The organism is Kitasatospora sp. NPDC048298 (assembly GCF_043201465.1).
Taxonomy (GTDB): Bacteria; Actinomycetota; Actinomycetes; order Streptomycetales; family Streptomycetaceae; genus Kitasatospora.
In genome coordinates, this window is sequence record NZ_JBICYZ010000071.1 from 34,477 (window position 1) to 50,008 (window position 15,532).

Annotated in this window: 12 protein-coding genes; 9 read left to right on the forward strand and 3 right to left on the reverse strand. The window is 74.8% G+C overall.

Annotation, left to right across the window (positions count from 1 at the left end; translation table 11 throughout):
• Positions 1-13: 13 nt before the first annotated feature.
• From ACGF0D_RS35840 to ACGF0D_RS35860, 5 genes are all read left to right on the forward strand, one after another.
• Complete coding sequence (locus tag ACGF0D_RS35840; RefSeq protein WP_392923504.1) at positions 14-1,675, forward strand: sensor histidine kinase; 1,662 nt, start codon at positions 14-16, stop codon at positions 1,673-1,675.
• A gap of 171 nt (positions 1,676-1,846) precedes the next feature.
• Complete coding sequence (locus ACGF0D_RS35845) at positions 1,847-2,515, forward strand: response regulator (protein WP_392878217.1); 669 nt, start codon at positions 1,847-1,849, stop codon at positions 2,513-2,515.
• Between the two features lie 556 nt (positions 2,516-3,071).
• Positions 3,072-3,833 (forward strand): transglycosylase family protein, encoded by a 762-nt coding sequence (locus tag ACGF0D_RS35850; protein WP_392923507.1) that lies wholly within the window; start codon positions 3,072-3,074, stop codon positions 3,831-3,833.
• 529 nt (positions 3,834-4,362) lie between these two features.
• Entirely contained in the window at positions 4,363-5,127 is a 765-nt protein-coding gene (locus ACGF0D_RS35855; RefSeq protein WP_392923509.1) for an SDR family NAD(P)-dependent oxidoreductase, read from the forward strand.
• 139 nt (positions 5,128-5,266) lie between these two features.
• The gene (locus tag ACGF0D_RS35860) at positions 5,267-5,872 is read left to right on the forward strand and encodes a TIGR03086 family metal-binding protein (protein WP_392923511.1); all 606 of its coding nucleotides are present in this window, start codon (positions 5,267-5,269) and stop codon (positions 5,870-5,872) included.
• 150 nt (positions 5,873-6,022) lie between these two features.
• Here ACGF0D_RS35860 and ACGF0D_RS35865 read toward each other — a convergent pair whose 3' ends face one another.
• The 3 genes from ACGF0D_RS35865 to ACGF0D_RS35875 form a co-directional block, all read right to left on the reverse strand.
• Complete coding sequence (locus ACGF0D_RS35865; protein ID WP_392923514.1) at positions 6,023-7,198, reverse strand: alpha/beta hydrolase; 1,176 nt, start codon at positions 7,196-7,198, stop codon at positions 6,023-6,025.
• 146 nt (positions 7,199-7,344) lie between these two features.
• Positions 7,345-7,812, reverse strand: a complete 468-nt coding sequence (locus tag ACGF0D_RS35870) for a (2Fe-2S)-binding protein (RefSeq protein ID WP_392923516.1) — start codon at positions 7,810-7,812, stop codon at positions 7,345-7,347.
• A gap of 41 nt (positions 7,813-7,853) precedes the next feature.
• Entirely contained in the window at positions 7,854-9,953 is a 2,100-nt protein-coding gene (locus tag ACGF0D_RS35875; protein WP_392878108.1) for a molybdopterin cofactor-binding domain-containing protein, read from the reverse strand.
• A 794-nt stretch (positions 9,954-10,747) separates the two neighbouring features.
• Between ACGF0D_RS35875 and ACGF0D_RS35880 the strand changes: the two genes are divergently transcribed.
• The 4 genes from ACGF0D_RS35880 to ACGF0D_RS35895 all read left to right on the forward strand — a co-directional run bounded on the left by ACGF0D_RS35880 (position 10,748) and on the right by ACGF0D_RS35895 (position 15,353).
• Positions 10,748-12,010 (forward strand): MFS transporter, encoded by a 1,263-nt coding sequence (locus tag ACGF0D_RS35880; protein WP_392923519.1) that lies wholly within the window; start codon positions 10,748-10,750, stop codon positions 12,008-12,010.
• A gap of 173 nt (positions 12,011-12,183) precedes the next feature.
• Positions 12,184-12,972 (forward strand): Mut7-C RNAse domain-containing protein, encoded by a 789-nt coding sequence (locus ACGF0D_RS35885; RefSeq protein WP_392878105.1) that lies wholly within the window; start codon positions 12,184-12,186, stop codon positions 12,970-12,972.
• 93 nt (positions 12,973-13,065) lie between these two features.
• Positions 13,066-13,491 carry a cupin domain-containing protein gene (locus tag ACGF0D_RS35890; RefSeq protein WP_392878103.1) on the forward strand — a complete coding sequence of 142 codons (426 nt, stop codon included), beginning with the start codon at positions 13,066-13,068 and terminating at the stop codon, positions 13,489-13,491.
• Positions 13,488-15,353, forward strand: a complete 1,866-nt coding sequence (locus tag ACGF0D_RS35895; RefSeq protein ID WP_392923522.1) for a CocE/NonD family hydrolase — start codon at positions 13,488-13,490, stop codon at positions 15,351-15,353. Before ACGF0D_RS35890 ends, ACGF0D_RS35895 begins: the two co-directional genes overlap by 4 nt.
• Positions 15,354-15,532 lie beyond the last annotated feature (179 nt).

Here is a 15,532-nt window from a genome sequence, read left to right on the forward strand (position 1 = left end):
ATAGCCTCGACGGGTGGAAGCGATCGCGCGGGCCTGGAACACGGCGGTACGGACGGCTCTGCCGGGGCCCTGGCGGCCCCGGCGGGTGGTGGGCGAGGCGGTGCTCGCCCTGCTGATGGGCGGTTTCGCCGCACTGCTGGAGCTGCTCTCCAACAGCGGCCTGGCGGTGCCCTTCGGTCTCGCCGTCGCGGTGCTGTTCGTCCTGCGCAAGGGCCTGCCGGCCACCGTACTGCTCACCACCGCGGCGCTGGCCGGCTGGGCGGTCGGGCCGATGCCGATGCTGGTGTGCGCGGGCTGGACGGCCGGCGCGCGGATCCGCCGGGTCTGGTCGCTGGTCGCCGCCTTCGTCGTCGGCTGGGTGCTGTTCACGGTGACGGGCGTGGTGAAGGACGTCGCCTCGCTCTCGCCGAAGTTCGTCCTGTCGCTGTCGCTCGGCTTCTTCCTGGTGTCCGCCGTGCTGCCGGCGCTCTACGGCCGCTACCGGGCGCAGCGCCGCGCCCTGCTGGACGCGCTGCGCGAGCGCAACGAGCAGCTGCTGCGCGAGCGGGTCATGGTGGTGCACCAGGCGCGGCTACGCGAGCGGCACCGGATCGCCCAGGACATGCACGACAGCCTGGGCCACCAGCTGGCGCTGATCTCGGTGCACTCGGGCGCGCTGGAGGTGGACCGCACGCTCACCGACCGGCAGCGCGAGGCCGTCGGGGTGCTGCGCCAGGCGGCGGTCGCGGCGATGCGCGAGCTGCGCGAGGTGGTCGGGGTGTTGCACGACGAGTCGACGGCGCTGCCGCCCACCGCCGGGACGACCGCCGCCGGGGCGCCGGCCCGCGGCGGGGTGGACGGGGTCGAGGGGCTGGTGGAGTCCTCCCGGTCGGCCGGGGCGCGGATCGACTTCACCCTGGAGGGCGAGCGGCGTCCGCTGTCGGCCGCCGTCGACCACGCGGCGTACCGGATCGTGCAGGAGGCGCTCACCAACGCCCACAAGCACGCGCCCGGTGCGCCGATCGGCGTCGCGCTGCGGTACGAGCCGGACGCGCTGGTGGTGGAGGTGACCAACGCCCGCGCGCCGGAGCTCGTGGGGTCACGTGTCGGCGCGGGCGCGGCGGTGAGCGGCGGTCAGGGGCTGGCCGGCCTGCGGGAGCGCGCCCGGCTGGTCGGCGGCATGGTGCACGCCGGGCCCACGCCGGAGCAGGGCTTCCGGCTGGCGGGGGTGCTGCCGTACGAGGGGGCGGAGCAGGACGCGGCGGCGGACGCGGCCGAGGACTGGATGGTGGACGGGCTGCCGCCCGTCGAGGAGTCGGAGCGCGGGCGGCGCAGCCCGGCGATCGGCTGCGCCCTCGGGGTGGTCGCGGTCGTGGCGATCGTGCTCGGCCTGCTGGTCTGGGGCGTGGTCGCCATCGTCCGGGGCACCAACGACGCGACCGTGCAGAAACCGATGTACGACCAGATCAGGGTCGGCACCACCGAGGCCGAGGTGCTGCAGACGCTGCCGCGCGGCAACGACTTCTTCACCGACACCTATAAGGGGACGGGGCCCGAGGTGCCGGCGGGCGCGCACTGCCGCTGGTACGTCCTGAACGGTGCGCCCGGCGCCGGCTGGAACGAGGAGCACGTGGCGCGATTCTGCTTCCGGGACGGGGCGTTGGTGGAGAAACAGGAGTACGTCGCCCGGGGCTGAGTGCCCCCGTGCGCGGTCGGGTGCTCCCGTGGCGCGGGCGGTTGCTCCGGTGAGTCGGGCCGGGCCGGTTTCGGAGCGGGCCGGTCCGGATCGGGGTGGTTCGGAGCGGTCTCTCCGGGATGTGAGGATGGTGCCGCAGCCGAAGAGCACCGTTCGAGGGGAATGACCAGCGTGATCCGAGTCCTCGTCGCCGACGACGAGCCGCTGATCCGGGCCGGAATCAGGATGATCCTCGGATCCGCCGACGACATCGAGGTGGTCGCGGAGGCCGCGGACGGGCGCGAGGCGCTGGAGCTCGCGCGGGCGCACCGGGTGGACGTGGTGCTGCTGGACATTCAGATGCCGGTGATGGACGGGCTGACGGCGCTCGGGGAACTGGCGAAGGTCGCCCCCGGCGCGCGGGCGCTGATCCTCACCACCTTCGGGGAGCGCGAGAACGTCCTGCGCGCCGTGTCCGAGGGCGGTGCCGGCTTCCTGCTCAAGGACACCGCGCCGAACGAGCTGATCCAGGCCGTCCGGGCGGCGGCGGGCGGGAACGCCTTCCTCTCCCCGGCCGCCACCCGGCACATCGTCGACTCGCTGGCCTCCGGGCGCAGCGCCTCGCTGGCCGCCCGCGCGGTGGCGGCGCGGCGCCGGCTGGAGGTGCTCACCCCGCGTGAGTTGGAGGTGTTGGCGCTGCTCGGAGAGGGTCTGTCCAACGCCGACGCGGGGGCGCGGATCCACATGAGCGAGGCGACGGTGAAGACCTACGTCAGCCGGATCCTGGCCAAGCTGGGCTGCGAGAACCGGGTCCAGGCGGCGCTGCTGGCGCGGGATGCGGAGCTCGACGGCCGTAACTGAGGGTCATTTTTCACTCGCCCTCCGTGTCGAGCGTGACGGATGCCACTCGGCGGCCATGCGGAACAGGGAACTCCGGCTTCGGTGGTGACGGTGCGTCAGTCAGCGATTCCTCTGCGTGGATGGTGTGTCAGCTTTCTCGGAGGGATAGGTGTGAGCGAGGGCACGAAAATTGACCGTTTGATCTAGAAAATACGGTCAAAAGCTTTCAAATCGGGCGCAATTTCTTGATCGATACCGCCGGTAACAGTCAACTGACCTGCGAGGTCCAAGAATTGCTTGCTGCGTCCGGGTGATGCCCCCTAGCTTCATTGGCGGCGCAACGAGCGCCACCCGGGTTCACCCCGACGCACTGCCCGCCGACTGACCCGCGGCGCGAGGGCGGTGCCCGCCGACGAGGCCGGCTCGAACAGGCCGTCGGCGTGCGGAGGTGACCGGGGCGGCACGGCACGTCCGACACGTGTCCGGCCGCCCGTCGAGTGAGGTGAGCAAAAGACCGCCGGCCCATGTCCCGGGCCTGGTTCCGCATGCCCGCCCGGGACTTGTCGAGAGGACCTGTATGAATCCCCGTCACGAGACCGCCGCTGCCACCGACACCACCGCCACCGTCAAGCGCCACCGCGTTCGGATGGCGGTCATCGCGGGCGCCGCCGTCGCGGCCCTGCCGGTGGCCGGCCTCGTCACGGCCACCTCGGCCTCCGCCGCTACCGGCTCGACCTGGGACGCCGTCGCCCAGTGCGAGAGCGGCGGGAACTGGAGCATCAGCACCGGCAACGGCTTCCACGGGGGGCTGCAGTTCGCCCCGTCCACCTGGGCCGCGTACGGCGGGACCGCGTACGCCTCCCAGGCCAACAAGGCGAGCAAGGACCAGCAGATCGCCGTCGCGGAGAAGGTCCTCGCCTCGCAGGGCCCGGGCGCCTGGCCCGTCTGCTCGCAGAAGGCGGGTCTGGGCAAGGGCGGCGCTCCGGCCGCCGTCGACACCTCGGGCGGCACGGCGGCCAAGCCGGCCAAGCCGACCACCAAGGCGGCGAAGCCCGCGGCCAAGCCCGCCGCGCCCGCCGCGCCCGCCGCCAAGTCCGCCGCCAAGTCCGCCGCCACCCAGCAGGCGTCCAAGGGGCAGCCCTCGGCCAAGCCGGCGCAGTCCGCGCCGGCCTCGCCGAAGAACACCGCCGTGGGCGGCTACACCGTCCGGAGCGGTGACACCCTCAGCGAGATCGCGGCCAAGTTCGGCACCGACACGGACAGCCTGTACCGGAAGAACGCGCGCATCATCGGTGGCGACCCGGACCTGATCTTCCCGGGCCAGACGCTGACGGTCTGACCGGGCCGACCGTCCGGCGGGAGGCCCGCCGTCCGACGGAGCCCTGCGGAACCGGCCGAGCGGCCGCCCCTGGACGGGGGCGGCCGCTCGGCCGGTTCCGGTGCGTCAACGGCCCGTCAACGGCCCGTTACGGGCCGTTGGCGGGCCGTTCGGGGGCGGGGGTGCCCGTTCGGGGGCGGGTGCCGGTCGTCCGGCCTGCCGCCGGCGTCGGCTGATGGTCCGGTGGTGGCGGCCCTGCGCGCGGCGGGCTTCGAGTGCCGCGCGCGGCGGCACCTGTTGCTCCTGGACGGCGCGCGGGAGCCGGAGCTTCCCTTCGGCTGCGCCGGAGCCGACCCGGCGGCCGGGCCCGACCGCACCGGACAGTCGGCGGTCGGCTCGTACTGCCACTGGCGGGCGCGTACGCCGGGGCGCGGGGCGCTCCCAGAAATGGTTGAACGTTGAACGCAACGTCTGATTTCCGCCGGAGGTTTGAAACGCCCCGGACCAGGATCGAGTCATGTCCGAGATCGGAACGAGGAGTTCTGGAGAGATGACGATGAACGGTGCGGCGGGAATCGACGGGGTCGACGGCAAGGTGGCGCTGGTGACCGGCGGCAGCCGGGGGATCGGGGCGGCGGTCGCCCTGCGGCTGGCCGAGGACGGTGCCCACGTGGTGCTGACCTACCAGGGCGGTGCGGAGCGGGCCGAGGAGGTCGTCGCCAAGATCACCGCGATGGGGCGGACCGGCTGGGCCGTACGGGCCGACAGCTCCGACCCGCAGGCGGTGGAGAGCGTGGTCGAGGCCGTCGTCGAGCGGTTCGGGAAACTGGACGTCCTGGTGAACAACGCCGGCGTCGGCGCCCTCGGCCCGATCGGCGACTTCACGCTGGAGGACGTCGACCGGGTGCTGGAGGTGAACGTCCGGGCGCCCTTCCTGTACGCCAGGGCGGCCTCCGCGCACCTAGCCGAGGGCGGGCGGATCGTCACCATCGGCAGCTGCATCGCCCAGCGCGTCGCCTTCCCCGGCGCCACGCTGTACGCCACCAGCAAGGCCGCGCTGATCGGCCTGACCAAGGCGCTGGCCCGGGAGCTCGGCCCGCGCGGGATCACCGCCAACCTGGTCCACCCCGGGCCGATCGACACCGACATGAACCCGGTCGACGGCCCGGCGGCGGAACTCCAGAGCGGACTCACCGCGCTCGGCCGCTTCGGTACCGGGGCGGAGGTCGCCGGCGCCGTCGCCTACCTGGTCGGCGCGGACGGCCGGTACGTCACCGGCGCGGAGCTGGCGGTGGACGGCGGCTTCGCCGCCTGACGCCCGGCGGCGGGCCCGGTGACGGGGGCCCGGTGACGGCGGGTGCGGTGTCGTGGCGGGCGGTGGTCGGCGCCCGCGCTTACGATCACCCGGCACGACCCGCGCTCCCGCACCGGGACCCCGTACCGAGAGGTGTGCCATGACCGCAGCGGAAGACCCGATCGAGCTGCTCGCCCGGGCCCTCGCGCAGACCGCCGGACTGATCGACGGCACCGGTGTCGAGCTGGCCGGCCACCCGACGCCCTGCCGCTCGTGGGACGTCGGCGACCTGGTCAGCCACCTCCTGCACGACCTGCGGCAGTTCACCGTACGGGCGAAGGGCGGGCAGCCGGACTGGTCGCAGCCCTTCGACCGGGTCGAGGAGGACTGGCTGCACGCCTTCGAGGCCGGGGCGGAGGAACTGGTCGAGGCCTGGCGCGCGGCCGGCGACCTCGGAGGCACCCTGGAGGTCCCCGGCGTCGGCACCCTCCCGGCCCGCTTCCCGGTGGACCAGCAGATCGCCGAATTCGCCGTCCACGGCTGGGACTTGGCCCGCGCCAGCGGCCAGTCCACCGAGGGCCTGGACCACGAGGTCGCACACGCGGCGCTCGCCTGGGCCGGCGGCGCGCTCAAGCCCGAGTACCGCGGTGCCGAGGAGGAACACCACGCGTTCGGCCCCGCCGTCGCCGCCCCCGAGGACGCCCCGGCGTACGACCGGCTCGCCGCCTTCTTCGGTCGCGACCCGGCGGAGTACCCGTCGGGTTAGGGCGTGATCGTGCCCAGGGCCCGTCTTGTCGATCGACTCGGACCAGGGCGCGGCCATGGGGTGCGTGCATCGCAGGGCTGAGGTGGGGTACTTCCCGGCCCGAAGGCCGGGGGAGTGTCGCGGGCCCGGGAACGATCGGCGAGACGGCCCCTACCCGCGGCTCCAGCGGAACTCGATCTCCGGGTGGCGCGGCGACGGGCCGTCGAGGAGCGGGGTGGGGCGGTCGCGCAGGAAGCGGTCGGCGAAGGCCCGGACGTAGCTGCGGGTGAGCGCGGTGGCGCGGGTCGGGGCGAGGGTGCCGAGCAGGCCGGCGTAGGTTTCGGCGGGGAGGTGGTCGGCGAGGTGGCCGGGGGCGGCGGCGTGCGGCAGGTCGGTGAAGCTGAGGTGGCCCGCGCCCAGGGTGCGCAGCTGGCGGCCCCAGGCGTGGTGGTGTTCGCGCCAGCGCTGCCAGGTGTCGTGGTCGTCGATCGAGGTGAGCAGCAGGAACGGCCGGTCCAGTCCGAGTTCGGGGACGGGGGAGCCGAACAGGCCGCCGTCGAGGTCGAGGCCGATCCGCAGGCGCGGGTCCTGGCGCAGCGCCTCGGCGGCCGCGGCTCCGCCCATGGAGTGGCCGAGCACGCCGATCCGCTCTTCGTCGACCCGGAAGGGCAGCCGGCCCCCGGTCAGTTCGTCGGTGACGAAGCGCAGGTCGCCGACCCGCGCGGCGATCTCCTTGCGTTCGGCGGCGTCCCGGTCCGGCGGGTTCTCCGGCAGGGCCCCGAGCACCAGCCGGCCGTCCGGGAACTCGACGGCGGCGGCGTCGTAGGTGTGGTCGACGGCCGCGACGAGGTAGCCGTGCGCGGCCAACTCCTCGGCCAGTGCGGTGCAGTTGCTGCGTGTGCCGCCGCGGCCGTGGCCGAGCAGCAGCAGGGGGAGCGGGCCGGGGTGGGCGGGGGCGTCGGCGAGGGCGGTGGGGCGAAGCAGGGCGAGGGTGCCCGGGTCCAGCGGCAGGATCCGCTCGATCGCGGCCGCGACCCGCGGGGTGATGTAGGGCGCGCGGGGCCGGCCGGCGGTGCCGCGCGCCGGGTACCAGAGCTGCACCATCAGTTCGCGCGGTCCGGGGACGGGCGCGAACGGGTCGAGGCGGCCGTGGTCGACCAGGTGCAGGCTGGTGGTGCCGACCGGCCGGCCGACGGTGGGTGCGGGCAGGTCGATGGCGCGCGCTGGGGCGGCCGGGGCGGCCTGGGCGGCAGGGGCAGCCGGGGCGGCCAGGGCAGGCCCGGCGGGCAGCAGGGCGGCGGCCCCGCCCAGGCCGGCGAGGGTGAGCAGTGAACGGCGCCTGATCATGCGTCAACCTCGCGCGGCTCGGCGACTGGGTCCGGCCAGCCTAGGCGGTCCGGACCGGTGTGGCCAGGGTGCCGAGCGGCTTGCGCCCGCTCAAAACGTGCCGCCCGCTCGGGATTTGCTGCCCGCGTCAGGACGTGCCGCCCGTGTCAGGGCTTGGCGCCCTGTCGGGCGGCGGCCTGCTTGATCGCCTCGCGGATGCGCGGGTAGGTGCCGCAGCGGCAGATGTTCTGGATCTGGTCGATGTCCGCGTCCGTCGGGTTCGGGGTGCGGCGCAGCAGGGCGACGGCGGTCATGATCTGGCCCGGCTGGCAGAAGCCGCACTGGGCGACGTCGCAGGCGAGCCAGGCCTCCTGGACGGGGTGCAGCACCTCGCCGTCGGCCAGGCCCTCGATGGTGGTGACGGTGTGGCCCTCGCAGTCCTTGACGGACCGGGTGCAGGGCTGGAACTCCTGGCCGTCCAGGTGGCTGGTGCAGGCGCGGCAGACGCCCACCCCGCAGCCGTACTTGGGGCCGGTGACGCCGAGCTTGTCGCGCAGGACCCAGAGCAGCGGCATGTCGTCCGGGGCCTCGACGGTGACGGGCTTCCCGTTGAGGACGAAGGTGTGGGTGGGCATGGGGAGTCGGGATTCCTCAGCTGGTGGTCAGGAGCCGGTGGTCAGAAGTTGATCGGGAAGGAGCGCGGACTGGTGCCGGTCGCCCGGGCGTAGGCGTTGGCGACGGCGGCGGAGGCGGCCGGGACGCCGAGTTCGCCCGCGCCGCCGGGCTGTCCGCTCGGCGGCATCAGGTGGATCTCGACCACCGGCGGGGTGTGCCGCTGCCGGGCGTAGTGGAAGTCGCCGTAACTGCCCTCCCGGAAGGCCCCGTTGTCCAGGTGGTTGCCGGCCTGGAGGATCACCGAGATGCCGTCGACCAGCGCGCCGGTCAGCTGGGCCTCCAGACCTCTGGGGTTGATCACCCGGCCGACGTCGGCGACGACGACGGCCTTGGTGACCCGCGGGTTGGCGCGGTCGGTGGCGTCCAGCTCGACCAGGTAGGCGACGCAGGCGCTGTGCTCGTCGTGGTAGCCGATGCCCTGGGCCTGGCCGGGGGGCATCGGGCGGCCCCAGTTGCCGCGCCTGGCGAGCTCGTCCAGCACGGCCCGTCCGGCGGCACTGCGCATCCGGCCGCGGCGGAAGGAGAGTTCGTCCTGGCCCATCGCGCGGGCGAGTTCGTCCATCATGATCTCGTCGGAGACCCGGACGGTGCCCGAGTAGACCGAGCGCCAGCTGCCGGTGTGCAGTTCCAGCGGCAGCTCGGCGAGCAGCTGGGTGGGGACGCCGACGTCGTACGGGATCTTCTCGGTGAGCAGGAAGAAGAGTTCGGAGGCGGTGAGCCCGGCCAGCGGGAGGTTGTAGCCGGCGGCGGTGAGCATGTCGCCGAGGCCGTGCCCGAGGTCGGTCCGGACGCTGGCCACGTGGTGCTCCCAGCTGAACACCTGGCCGAGGCCGTAGGTGGCCCGGATGACGTGGTGGCTGGCGGGGCGCACCCGGCCGTGGCGCATGTCGTCGTTGCGGGTCCACATCAGCTTGACCGGGCGGCCGGCGGCCTTGGAGACCTGGGCGGCCTCCAGGGCGGCGTCGAAGAACAGCCGGCGGCCGAACGAGCCGCCGCCGCGCACCACGTGGACGGTGACGGCGTTCTCCGGCAGGCCGAGTTCCCTGGCGATGGTGCCCTGGGCGAGGATCGGGCTCTGCGCGGCGAACCACAGTTCGGCGCGGTTCGGCCGGACGTCGGCGACGGCGGTGAGCACCTCCATCGGGGCGTGGTTGACGAAGGCGAAGTCGAACTCCCCCTCCACCCGGTGGGAGAGCAGTGGCGGCGGGAGGGACGGCAGGTGGGCGGCCCGCAGTTTGGACCGTACGTCGGCGTCGGACAGGCCGGCGACCGGGCCCGGGTTCCAGGTGGTGACCAGCGCGTCGCGGGCCTTGAGCGCCTGGTCGAAGGTCTCGGCGAGGACGGCGACACCGGTCGGGATCCGCACCACGCCGAGGACGCCGGGCATGGTGCGGGCGGCGGAGGCGTCCAGGGACTTGAGGGTGCCGCCCACGGTGGTGGGGCGGGCGACCACGGTGGGCACGGCGCCCGGGACCTGGAGGTCCCCGGCGTACTTGGCCCGGCCGGTGACGATGTCGCGGGCGTCGATCCGGCCGGTCGGCCTGCCCACCAGGCGCAGCTGGTCGGCGGTCTTGGGGACGGCCGGGACGGCGGGCACGGCGACGCGGGCCGCCTCGGCGGCGAGGTCGCCGTAGCCGAGGCGGCGGCCGTCGGGGGCGAGGACGGCGGAGTCGGCGGTGCGCAGGGTGGCCGCGGGAACGTTCCAGCGCTTGGCGGCGGCGGTCACCAGCCGGGCCCGGGCGGCGGCGGCCGCGGCGCGTACCGGGTCGTACAGCGAGCGGATCGAGTTGGAGCCGCCGGTCAGCTGGTTGAAGAGCAGTTCGGGGCGGGCGTCGGAGAGCGGGACGTCGACGTCGGAGAGCCGGGCGTCGAGCTCCTCGGCGACGATCATGGCGATCGCGGTGGTGAGGCCCTGGCCGACCTCCAGCCGGGGCAGGTGGAGTGCGGCGCGGCCGTCGGCCGTGACCTCGAGGACCAGCAGGTGGGCGGTCGGCAGTCCGGCGATGATCATCGCGTCGCCTAGGTCGACGATGTCCGGGATGCCGGGCAGCCCGATCAGCTGCTGGGGGAGGGCCGTCTCGCGGACCGGTACGGCGGTCACGGCGGCGGCGGCGGGCGGGACGGGCGTCGGGGCGGCGGCATCCGCGGTGGCGGGCGCGGCGGTGTCGAGGCCGAGGCCGGCGGCGACGGTGAGGGTGGGTGCGGCCAGCAGGTAGGTGAGGAAGCGCCGTCGGCGGGTGCCGCCGTCCGATGCCGGGGCGTCCGGAGCGTCGGCGGGGTGGGTGTGCGGGTGCCCGGGGCCGTCGGGTCGGTCGGTGGAGTCCGAGGGCGCGATGGAGGTGCTGATGGGGAGGCCACCCTTCGGACCGGAGACGGCGACGGAACGGGCGGGCTGGGCGGCCCCGGCCCGGTGCCGGATCGCGAACGCCGTTGAGCATAAAAGGGCGCTACTGACGGGTCAACACGGTCAAAGTTGGCCCCTGGTCTGTCCGATCGCGGTTTTGCAGCGCTCGGCGGAGCCGGATTCGGAGCGGGTACGGACGGCGCTTCACCGGCGCGGGCGCGGCCGGGGCGGGACCGCTTCGAAGGGCTCGGAGGCGCCAACTGGAGCCCCTCGCACGCGGGTTCAGGGGTCGGTCGACGGTGCGGCGGCGTGCCGGATTGGCCCAGGAAATTCCTTGATCACTGGACCGGTCCACTGGGCCGGTTCTCTCCTAGGGTGGGGGAGCGCCGGAGCCGCGGTCGCGAAGAGCCGTTCCGCGCGCCGCCCATCCGGCGGTCGCGAGTAGGGGTGACGGTCCGTGAAGTCGTTTACACAGGTGGACGCGTGTGGGTGACCGGCCCTCCCGTCCGGCCCGGACGGGTGGTGACCGCAGACACGAGAAGGAAGAGGACATGCCGACCGAACGAGCCGCCCGCCCGGGCGCCCTGCCGCCCGCCGGGCCCCAGCGGACCCTCGCGGCCGCCCAGTTGGCCGCCGCCGTGGGCGACGGCGCCTACTACACCTGCTCCGCGCTCTACTTCACCAGGGTCGTCGGGATGTCGCCGACCGCCCTCGGAATCGGCCTTACCCTCGCCTGGGCGCTCGGCTCCCTGGCCGGCGTCCCGCTCGGGCACCTCGCCGACCGGCGCGGCCCGCGCCGTACCTCGGTGGCGCTCGCGCTGGGCACGGCGGCCGTGGTCACCGCCTTCCTGGTGATCCGCTCCTACCCGCTGTTCCTGCTCGCGGTCTGCCTCTACGCCACCGCGCAGTCCGGCCTGACCGCCGCCCGGCAGGCACTGGTCGCCGCGCTGGTGCCGCCCGCGCAGCGGACCGCGCTGCTCGCCCACATCCAGTCCACCCTCAACGGCGGACTGGCCGTCGGCGCGGCGATCGGCGGCATCGCGCTCGGCCTGGGCACCCGCGCCGCGTACCTGGCCGCCTTCGCGGTCACCGCGCTCGGCTTCCTGCTCGCCGCGCTGGTCCTGCGGCGGCTGCCCGAAGCCCCGCCCGCGGCAGGGTCCTCGGACGCCGGGCCGCGCCTCGCCGTACTGCGCGACCGCCGGTACGCCGCCGTCACGGCCGTCAACGCCGTCCTGCTGCTGCGGATGCCGCTGCTCAGCCTGATCATCCCGCTCTGGATCGCCGCGCGCGCCCCCGGGATCGGCTGGCTCGGCTCGGCGCTGTTCGTGCTCAACACCCTCGCGGTACTGGCCTTCCAGGTCCGGGCGGCACGCGGCGTCACCGGACTGGCCCCGGCCGCCCGGGCCGTCCGTTCCGCCGGGCTGCTGCTGCTCGCCTCCTGCGCCGTCTTCGGACTGTCCGCGCTGGACGTGCCGGTCTGGGCGGTCGGCGCGCTGCTGGTCGCGGCCTCCGTCCTCCAGGTGGCCGGGGAGATGCGGCAGTCGGCCGGCAGCTGGCAGATCGCCTTCGACCTCGCCCCGCCCGGGCGGATCGGTCAGTACCAGGGCTTCTTCGGCACCGGCGTCGCCGTCGCCCGTACCCTCGGGCCGCTGCTGCTCACCACACTGCTGCTGGACGGGGGCCTGGTCGGCTGGCTGGTCCTGGGCGGGGCGTTCCTCGCGGCGGGGTACGCGATGGGGCCGGTCGCCCGCTGGGCGGCGCGCGACCGCGGTCACCCGGTGTCACCGTCGACGGTGGTCGCGGCGGCCGTCTGAGCCCGCGCGCGTCGGCGGCCGCCTGAGCCCGCCCGTGCTGCCGGCCGCCTGACCTCGCCCGCGTCGGCCGCCGCCTGGGCCCGGACGGCCACCGCGCGCCCCGGGAGGGCCGGTCCGACGGCGGGCCGGAAACCCGGTGGCCCCGGCCCGCCGCCCGCTGGCATGCTGGCCGCGTGGACCGACCCCAGATCAGCCTCGACTTCGCCCCCGAGCTGCACCTCTTCGTCTCCGCGCCCCGGCGGGCCGGCAGCACCGCGCTGCGCACCGACGGCACCTCCACCCTCGGCCACGTCGTCGAGTCCCTGGGCGTCCCGCTCACCGAGGTCGGCGCCCTGCTGGTGGACGGCCGGGCCGTGCCCGACACCCACGTGCCGGCCGACGGCGAGGAGATCTCCGTCCGGGCCGTCACCAGGCCGCAGCGCTCGCCCGCCCCGGCGCGCTTCCTGCTGGACGTCCACCTCGGCACCCTCGCCCGCCGGCTGCGCCTGCTCGGCGTGGACGCCGCGTACGAGAACCCCGACATCGGCGACGCCGCCCTGGCCGCCCGCTCGGCCGCCGAGCAGCGGATCATGCTCTCCCGCGACCGCGGCCTGCTGCGCCGCCGCGAACTGTGGGCCGGCGCCTACGTCTACAGCCACCGCCCCGCCGAGCAACTGCGCGACGTGCTCTCCCGCTTCGCGCCTCCGCTCGCCCCCTGGAGCCGCTGCACCGCCTGCAACGGCACGCTGCACCCGGCCACCAAGACCTCGGTGCGCGAGCAACTGCGGGACGGCACCGAGCGCTCCTACGACGTCTTCGCCCAGTGCGCCGACTGCGGACAGGCCTACTGGCGCGGCGCCCACCACGCCCGCCTGGAGGCGATCGTCACCGAGGCGGTGCGCGACTTCGGAGCCGATCCGACCACGGGAGGAGGCCAGGAGTCCGGGGAGGGCCGGGGCCGGATCGGGGTCGTCTCAGGGTAGCCGCGCCCTGGCGGACGGCCGGGGGCCCGTGATCCCATCGACGGTGGGGGACGAGACCACGCTACTCACTCGGATGAGAGGCCAGGTCGTCACATGGGACATCACACAGGGCACCAGCCCTTCGGCACCGCGGACGTGGGGGACGCCGAGGTGGTGACCGCCCCGGACGGGGCCGAGGTGCGCCCGCTGCTGGTGCTGGAGGGATCCGGGAGCCTCGCGGTCTTCACGCTCACCCCCGGCCAGGTGACCCACGCGGTGTCGCACGCCACGGTGCAGGAGCTGTGGCAGGTCACCGCGGGCAGCGGCGAGCTGTGGCGCCGCCAGGGCGGGCGCGAGGAGACCGTACGGCTCGCGCCCGGAACGGCGGTGTCGATACCGCTGGGCACCGCGTTCCAGTTCCGGGCGGACGAGGACTCCGACGGGCCGCTGCGGATCACCGCCGTCACCATGCCGCCCTGGCCCGGCACGGACCGCGAGGCACGCCCGGAGGAAGGCCCCTGGAAGGCGACCGTCCGATGAGGCGGGGGCTGCCGCGCCGCCCGCCGGCGGCGCTGCTCGCGGCCGCCGCCGTGCTCGGACTCTCGGTCGCCCCGGCGGCCGCCGCCACGCCCGCCGGCCCCGCCGAGCCACCGCGGCGGTCGCTCTACGTGGCGATGCCGGACGGGGTCCGCCTCGCCGTCGACGTCCACCTCCCCGAGGGCACCCGGGCCGGCGCCCGACTGCCCACCGTGCTGGTCACCAACCGCTACTGGCGGGCGAAGGTCCGCGCCGGTCAGAGCGACGGCGTCAGCGGCGAGGCACAGCGGTGGACCGCCCGCGGCTACGCCTTCGTGACCGCCGACCTGCGCGGCACCGGGGCCTCCTTCGGCACCCTCACCTCCGAACTCGGCGCCGACCTGACCGCCGACAGCGGCCCGCTCGGCGACTGGATCGCCTCCCAGCCCTGGTCCAACGGCCGGGTCGGTACCACCGGCATCTCCTACGGCGGCGACACCGCGATGCTCGCCACCGCCCTCGGCAACCACCACATCACCGCCGCCGCCCCGATCTCCTACGACTTCGACCCGTACGAGGACCTGGTCCGCCCCGGCGGCGTGCTCATCGAACCGCGCATCGCCCAGTACGCGCTGCTGCTGCGCGTCCTCGACCAGGCCGGCGGCACCACCTGCGAGACCGACGAGCGGACCCGGAAGCTCTGCGCCGACGTCGGCCTCACCGGGCTCCAGCCCCGGCCGGTCGACGGCCCCGACGGGCCGGCCCTGCTCGCCGCCGCCCGCGCCGAGCACGCGGACAACGCCAACCTCGTCGAGATGGCGCACACCGGCGTCCACCGCGACTACCGGGACGGACCGAAGAGCTGGACGGTCGGCAGCGTCGGCGAACGGACCGAGGCGATCGAGGACGGCCGGGTGCCCGTCCTGACCCGGGCCGGCTGGCTCGACGCCGGCACCGCCAACGGGACGCTCTCCCAGTTCACCGGTCTGTCCAACACCCAGGACGTCTGGATCGGCCCGTGGAACCACGGCGCCGGGTGGCTCGCCGACCCGTTCCAGCCCGCCCGCCCGCTCACCGAGCGGGAACACGACGAGAACGACCGGCGCGTGTTCGACTTCTTCGACCGCTACGTGCGCGGCGACGCCCGCCCCGACGGCCGCCGACAGGTGCACTACTACACCTTCAACGAGGGCGTCTGGCGCACCACCACCCGCTGGCCGGTGCCAGGCACCCGCACCCAGCGGTTCCACCTCGGCGCGGGCGGCACGCTCGCCGGCCGGGCCGACGACCACCGCCGCGGCTTTGACCCGCTGCACCTCGACCCGACCGCCGGCACCGGCCCGCTGGACCGCTGGAACACCAACCTCAGCGGCGACGAGGTCAGTTACCCCGACCGTGCCGCCGTCGACGCCAAGCTGCTCGGCTACACCACGGCGCCGCTGACCGCCGACACCAGGGTCACCGGCAACGGCAAGGTCACCCTCGACGTCACCGGACTGGCGGGCTCGGCACGTGGCGCCCTGCACGTCTACCTGGAGGACGTCGCGCCGGACGGCCGGGTCACGTACCTGACGGAAGGCCAACTCGCCCTGGAGGACAGGGCGGTGGCCGACCGCTCGGACAACCCGGACTGGCGCCGGCTGCGCACGCCGCGCAGCTACGCGGCCGAGGACGCCGAGGACTTCCCGCAGGGGAGCGCCCAGCGCGTCACCATCGACCTCCAGCCCGTCTCGGCGCTGTTCCGCTCCGGCGAGCGGATCAGGCTCACCGTCGCCGCCGCCAACCCGGACTCCTTCCAGCTGCTGCCGGCCGACGGGCGGGCGGACTACCGGATCGGCTGGGGCGGGGACCGGGGGTCGGTGCTGGAACTGCCGGTCGTGCACTGAGGTCCGCGAAGTGCCGAGACGCGCGAAGCGCTGAGGCGCAACGGTCGAGACGCGCGAAGCGTCGGGTTCGCGAAGCGGGGCGCCCCGGCGGCGCCCCGGCGCCCCCCCCCCCCCACCCCCCCCCGCCAACCCCCCCCACAGAGGGACCCCCGGGAGCACACCCCCCCGCCCGCACCCCG

Excerpts from the sequence above, each read along its gene's own strand:
- ACGF0D_RS35850 (WP_392923507.1), top strand. The coding sequence starts at position 3,072 with ATGAATCCCCGTCACGAGACCGCCGCTGCCACCGACACCACCGCCACC.
- ACGF0D_RS35855 (WP_392923509.1), top strand. The coding sequence starts at position 4,363 with ATGACGATGAACGGTGCGGCGGGAATCGACGGGGTCGACGGCAAGGTG.
- ACGF0D_RS35860 (WP_392923511.1), top strand. The coding sequence starts at position 5,267 with ATGACCGCAGCGGAAGACCCGATCGAGCTGCTCGCCCGGGCCCTCGCG.
- ACGF0D_RS35865 (WP_392923514.1), bottom strand. The coding sequence starts at position 7,198 with ATGATCAGGCGCCGTTCACTGCTCACCCTCGCCGGCCTGGGCGGGGCC.
- ACGF0D_RS35870 (WP_392923516.1), bottom strand. The coding sequence starts at position 7,812 with ATGCCCACCCACACCTTCGTCCTCAACGGGAAGCCCGTCACCGTCGAG.
- ACGF0D_RS35880 (WP_392923519.1), top strand. The coding sequence starts at position 10,748 with ATGCCGACCGAACGAGCCGCCCGCCCGGGCGCCCTGCCGCCCGCCGGG.
- ACGF0D_RS35890 (WP_392878103.1), top strand. The coding sequence starts at position 13,066 with ATGGGACATCACACAGGGCACCAGCCCTTCGGCACCGCGGACGTGGGG.
- ACGF0D_RS35895 (WP_392923522.1), top strand. The coding sequence starts at position 13,488 with ATGAGGCGGGGGCTGCCGCGCCGCCCGCCGGCGGCGCTGCTCGCGGCC.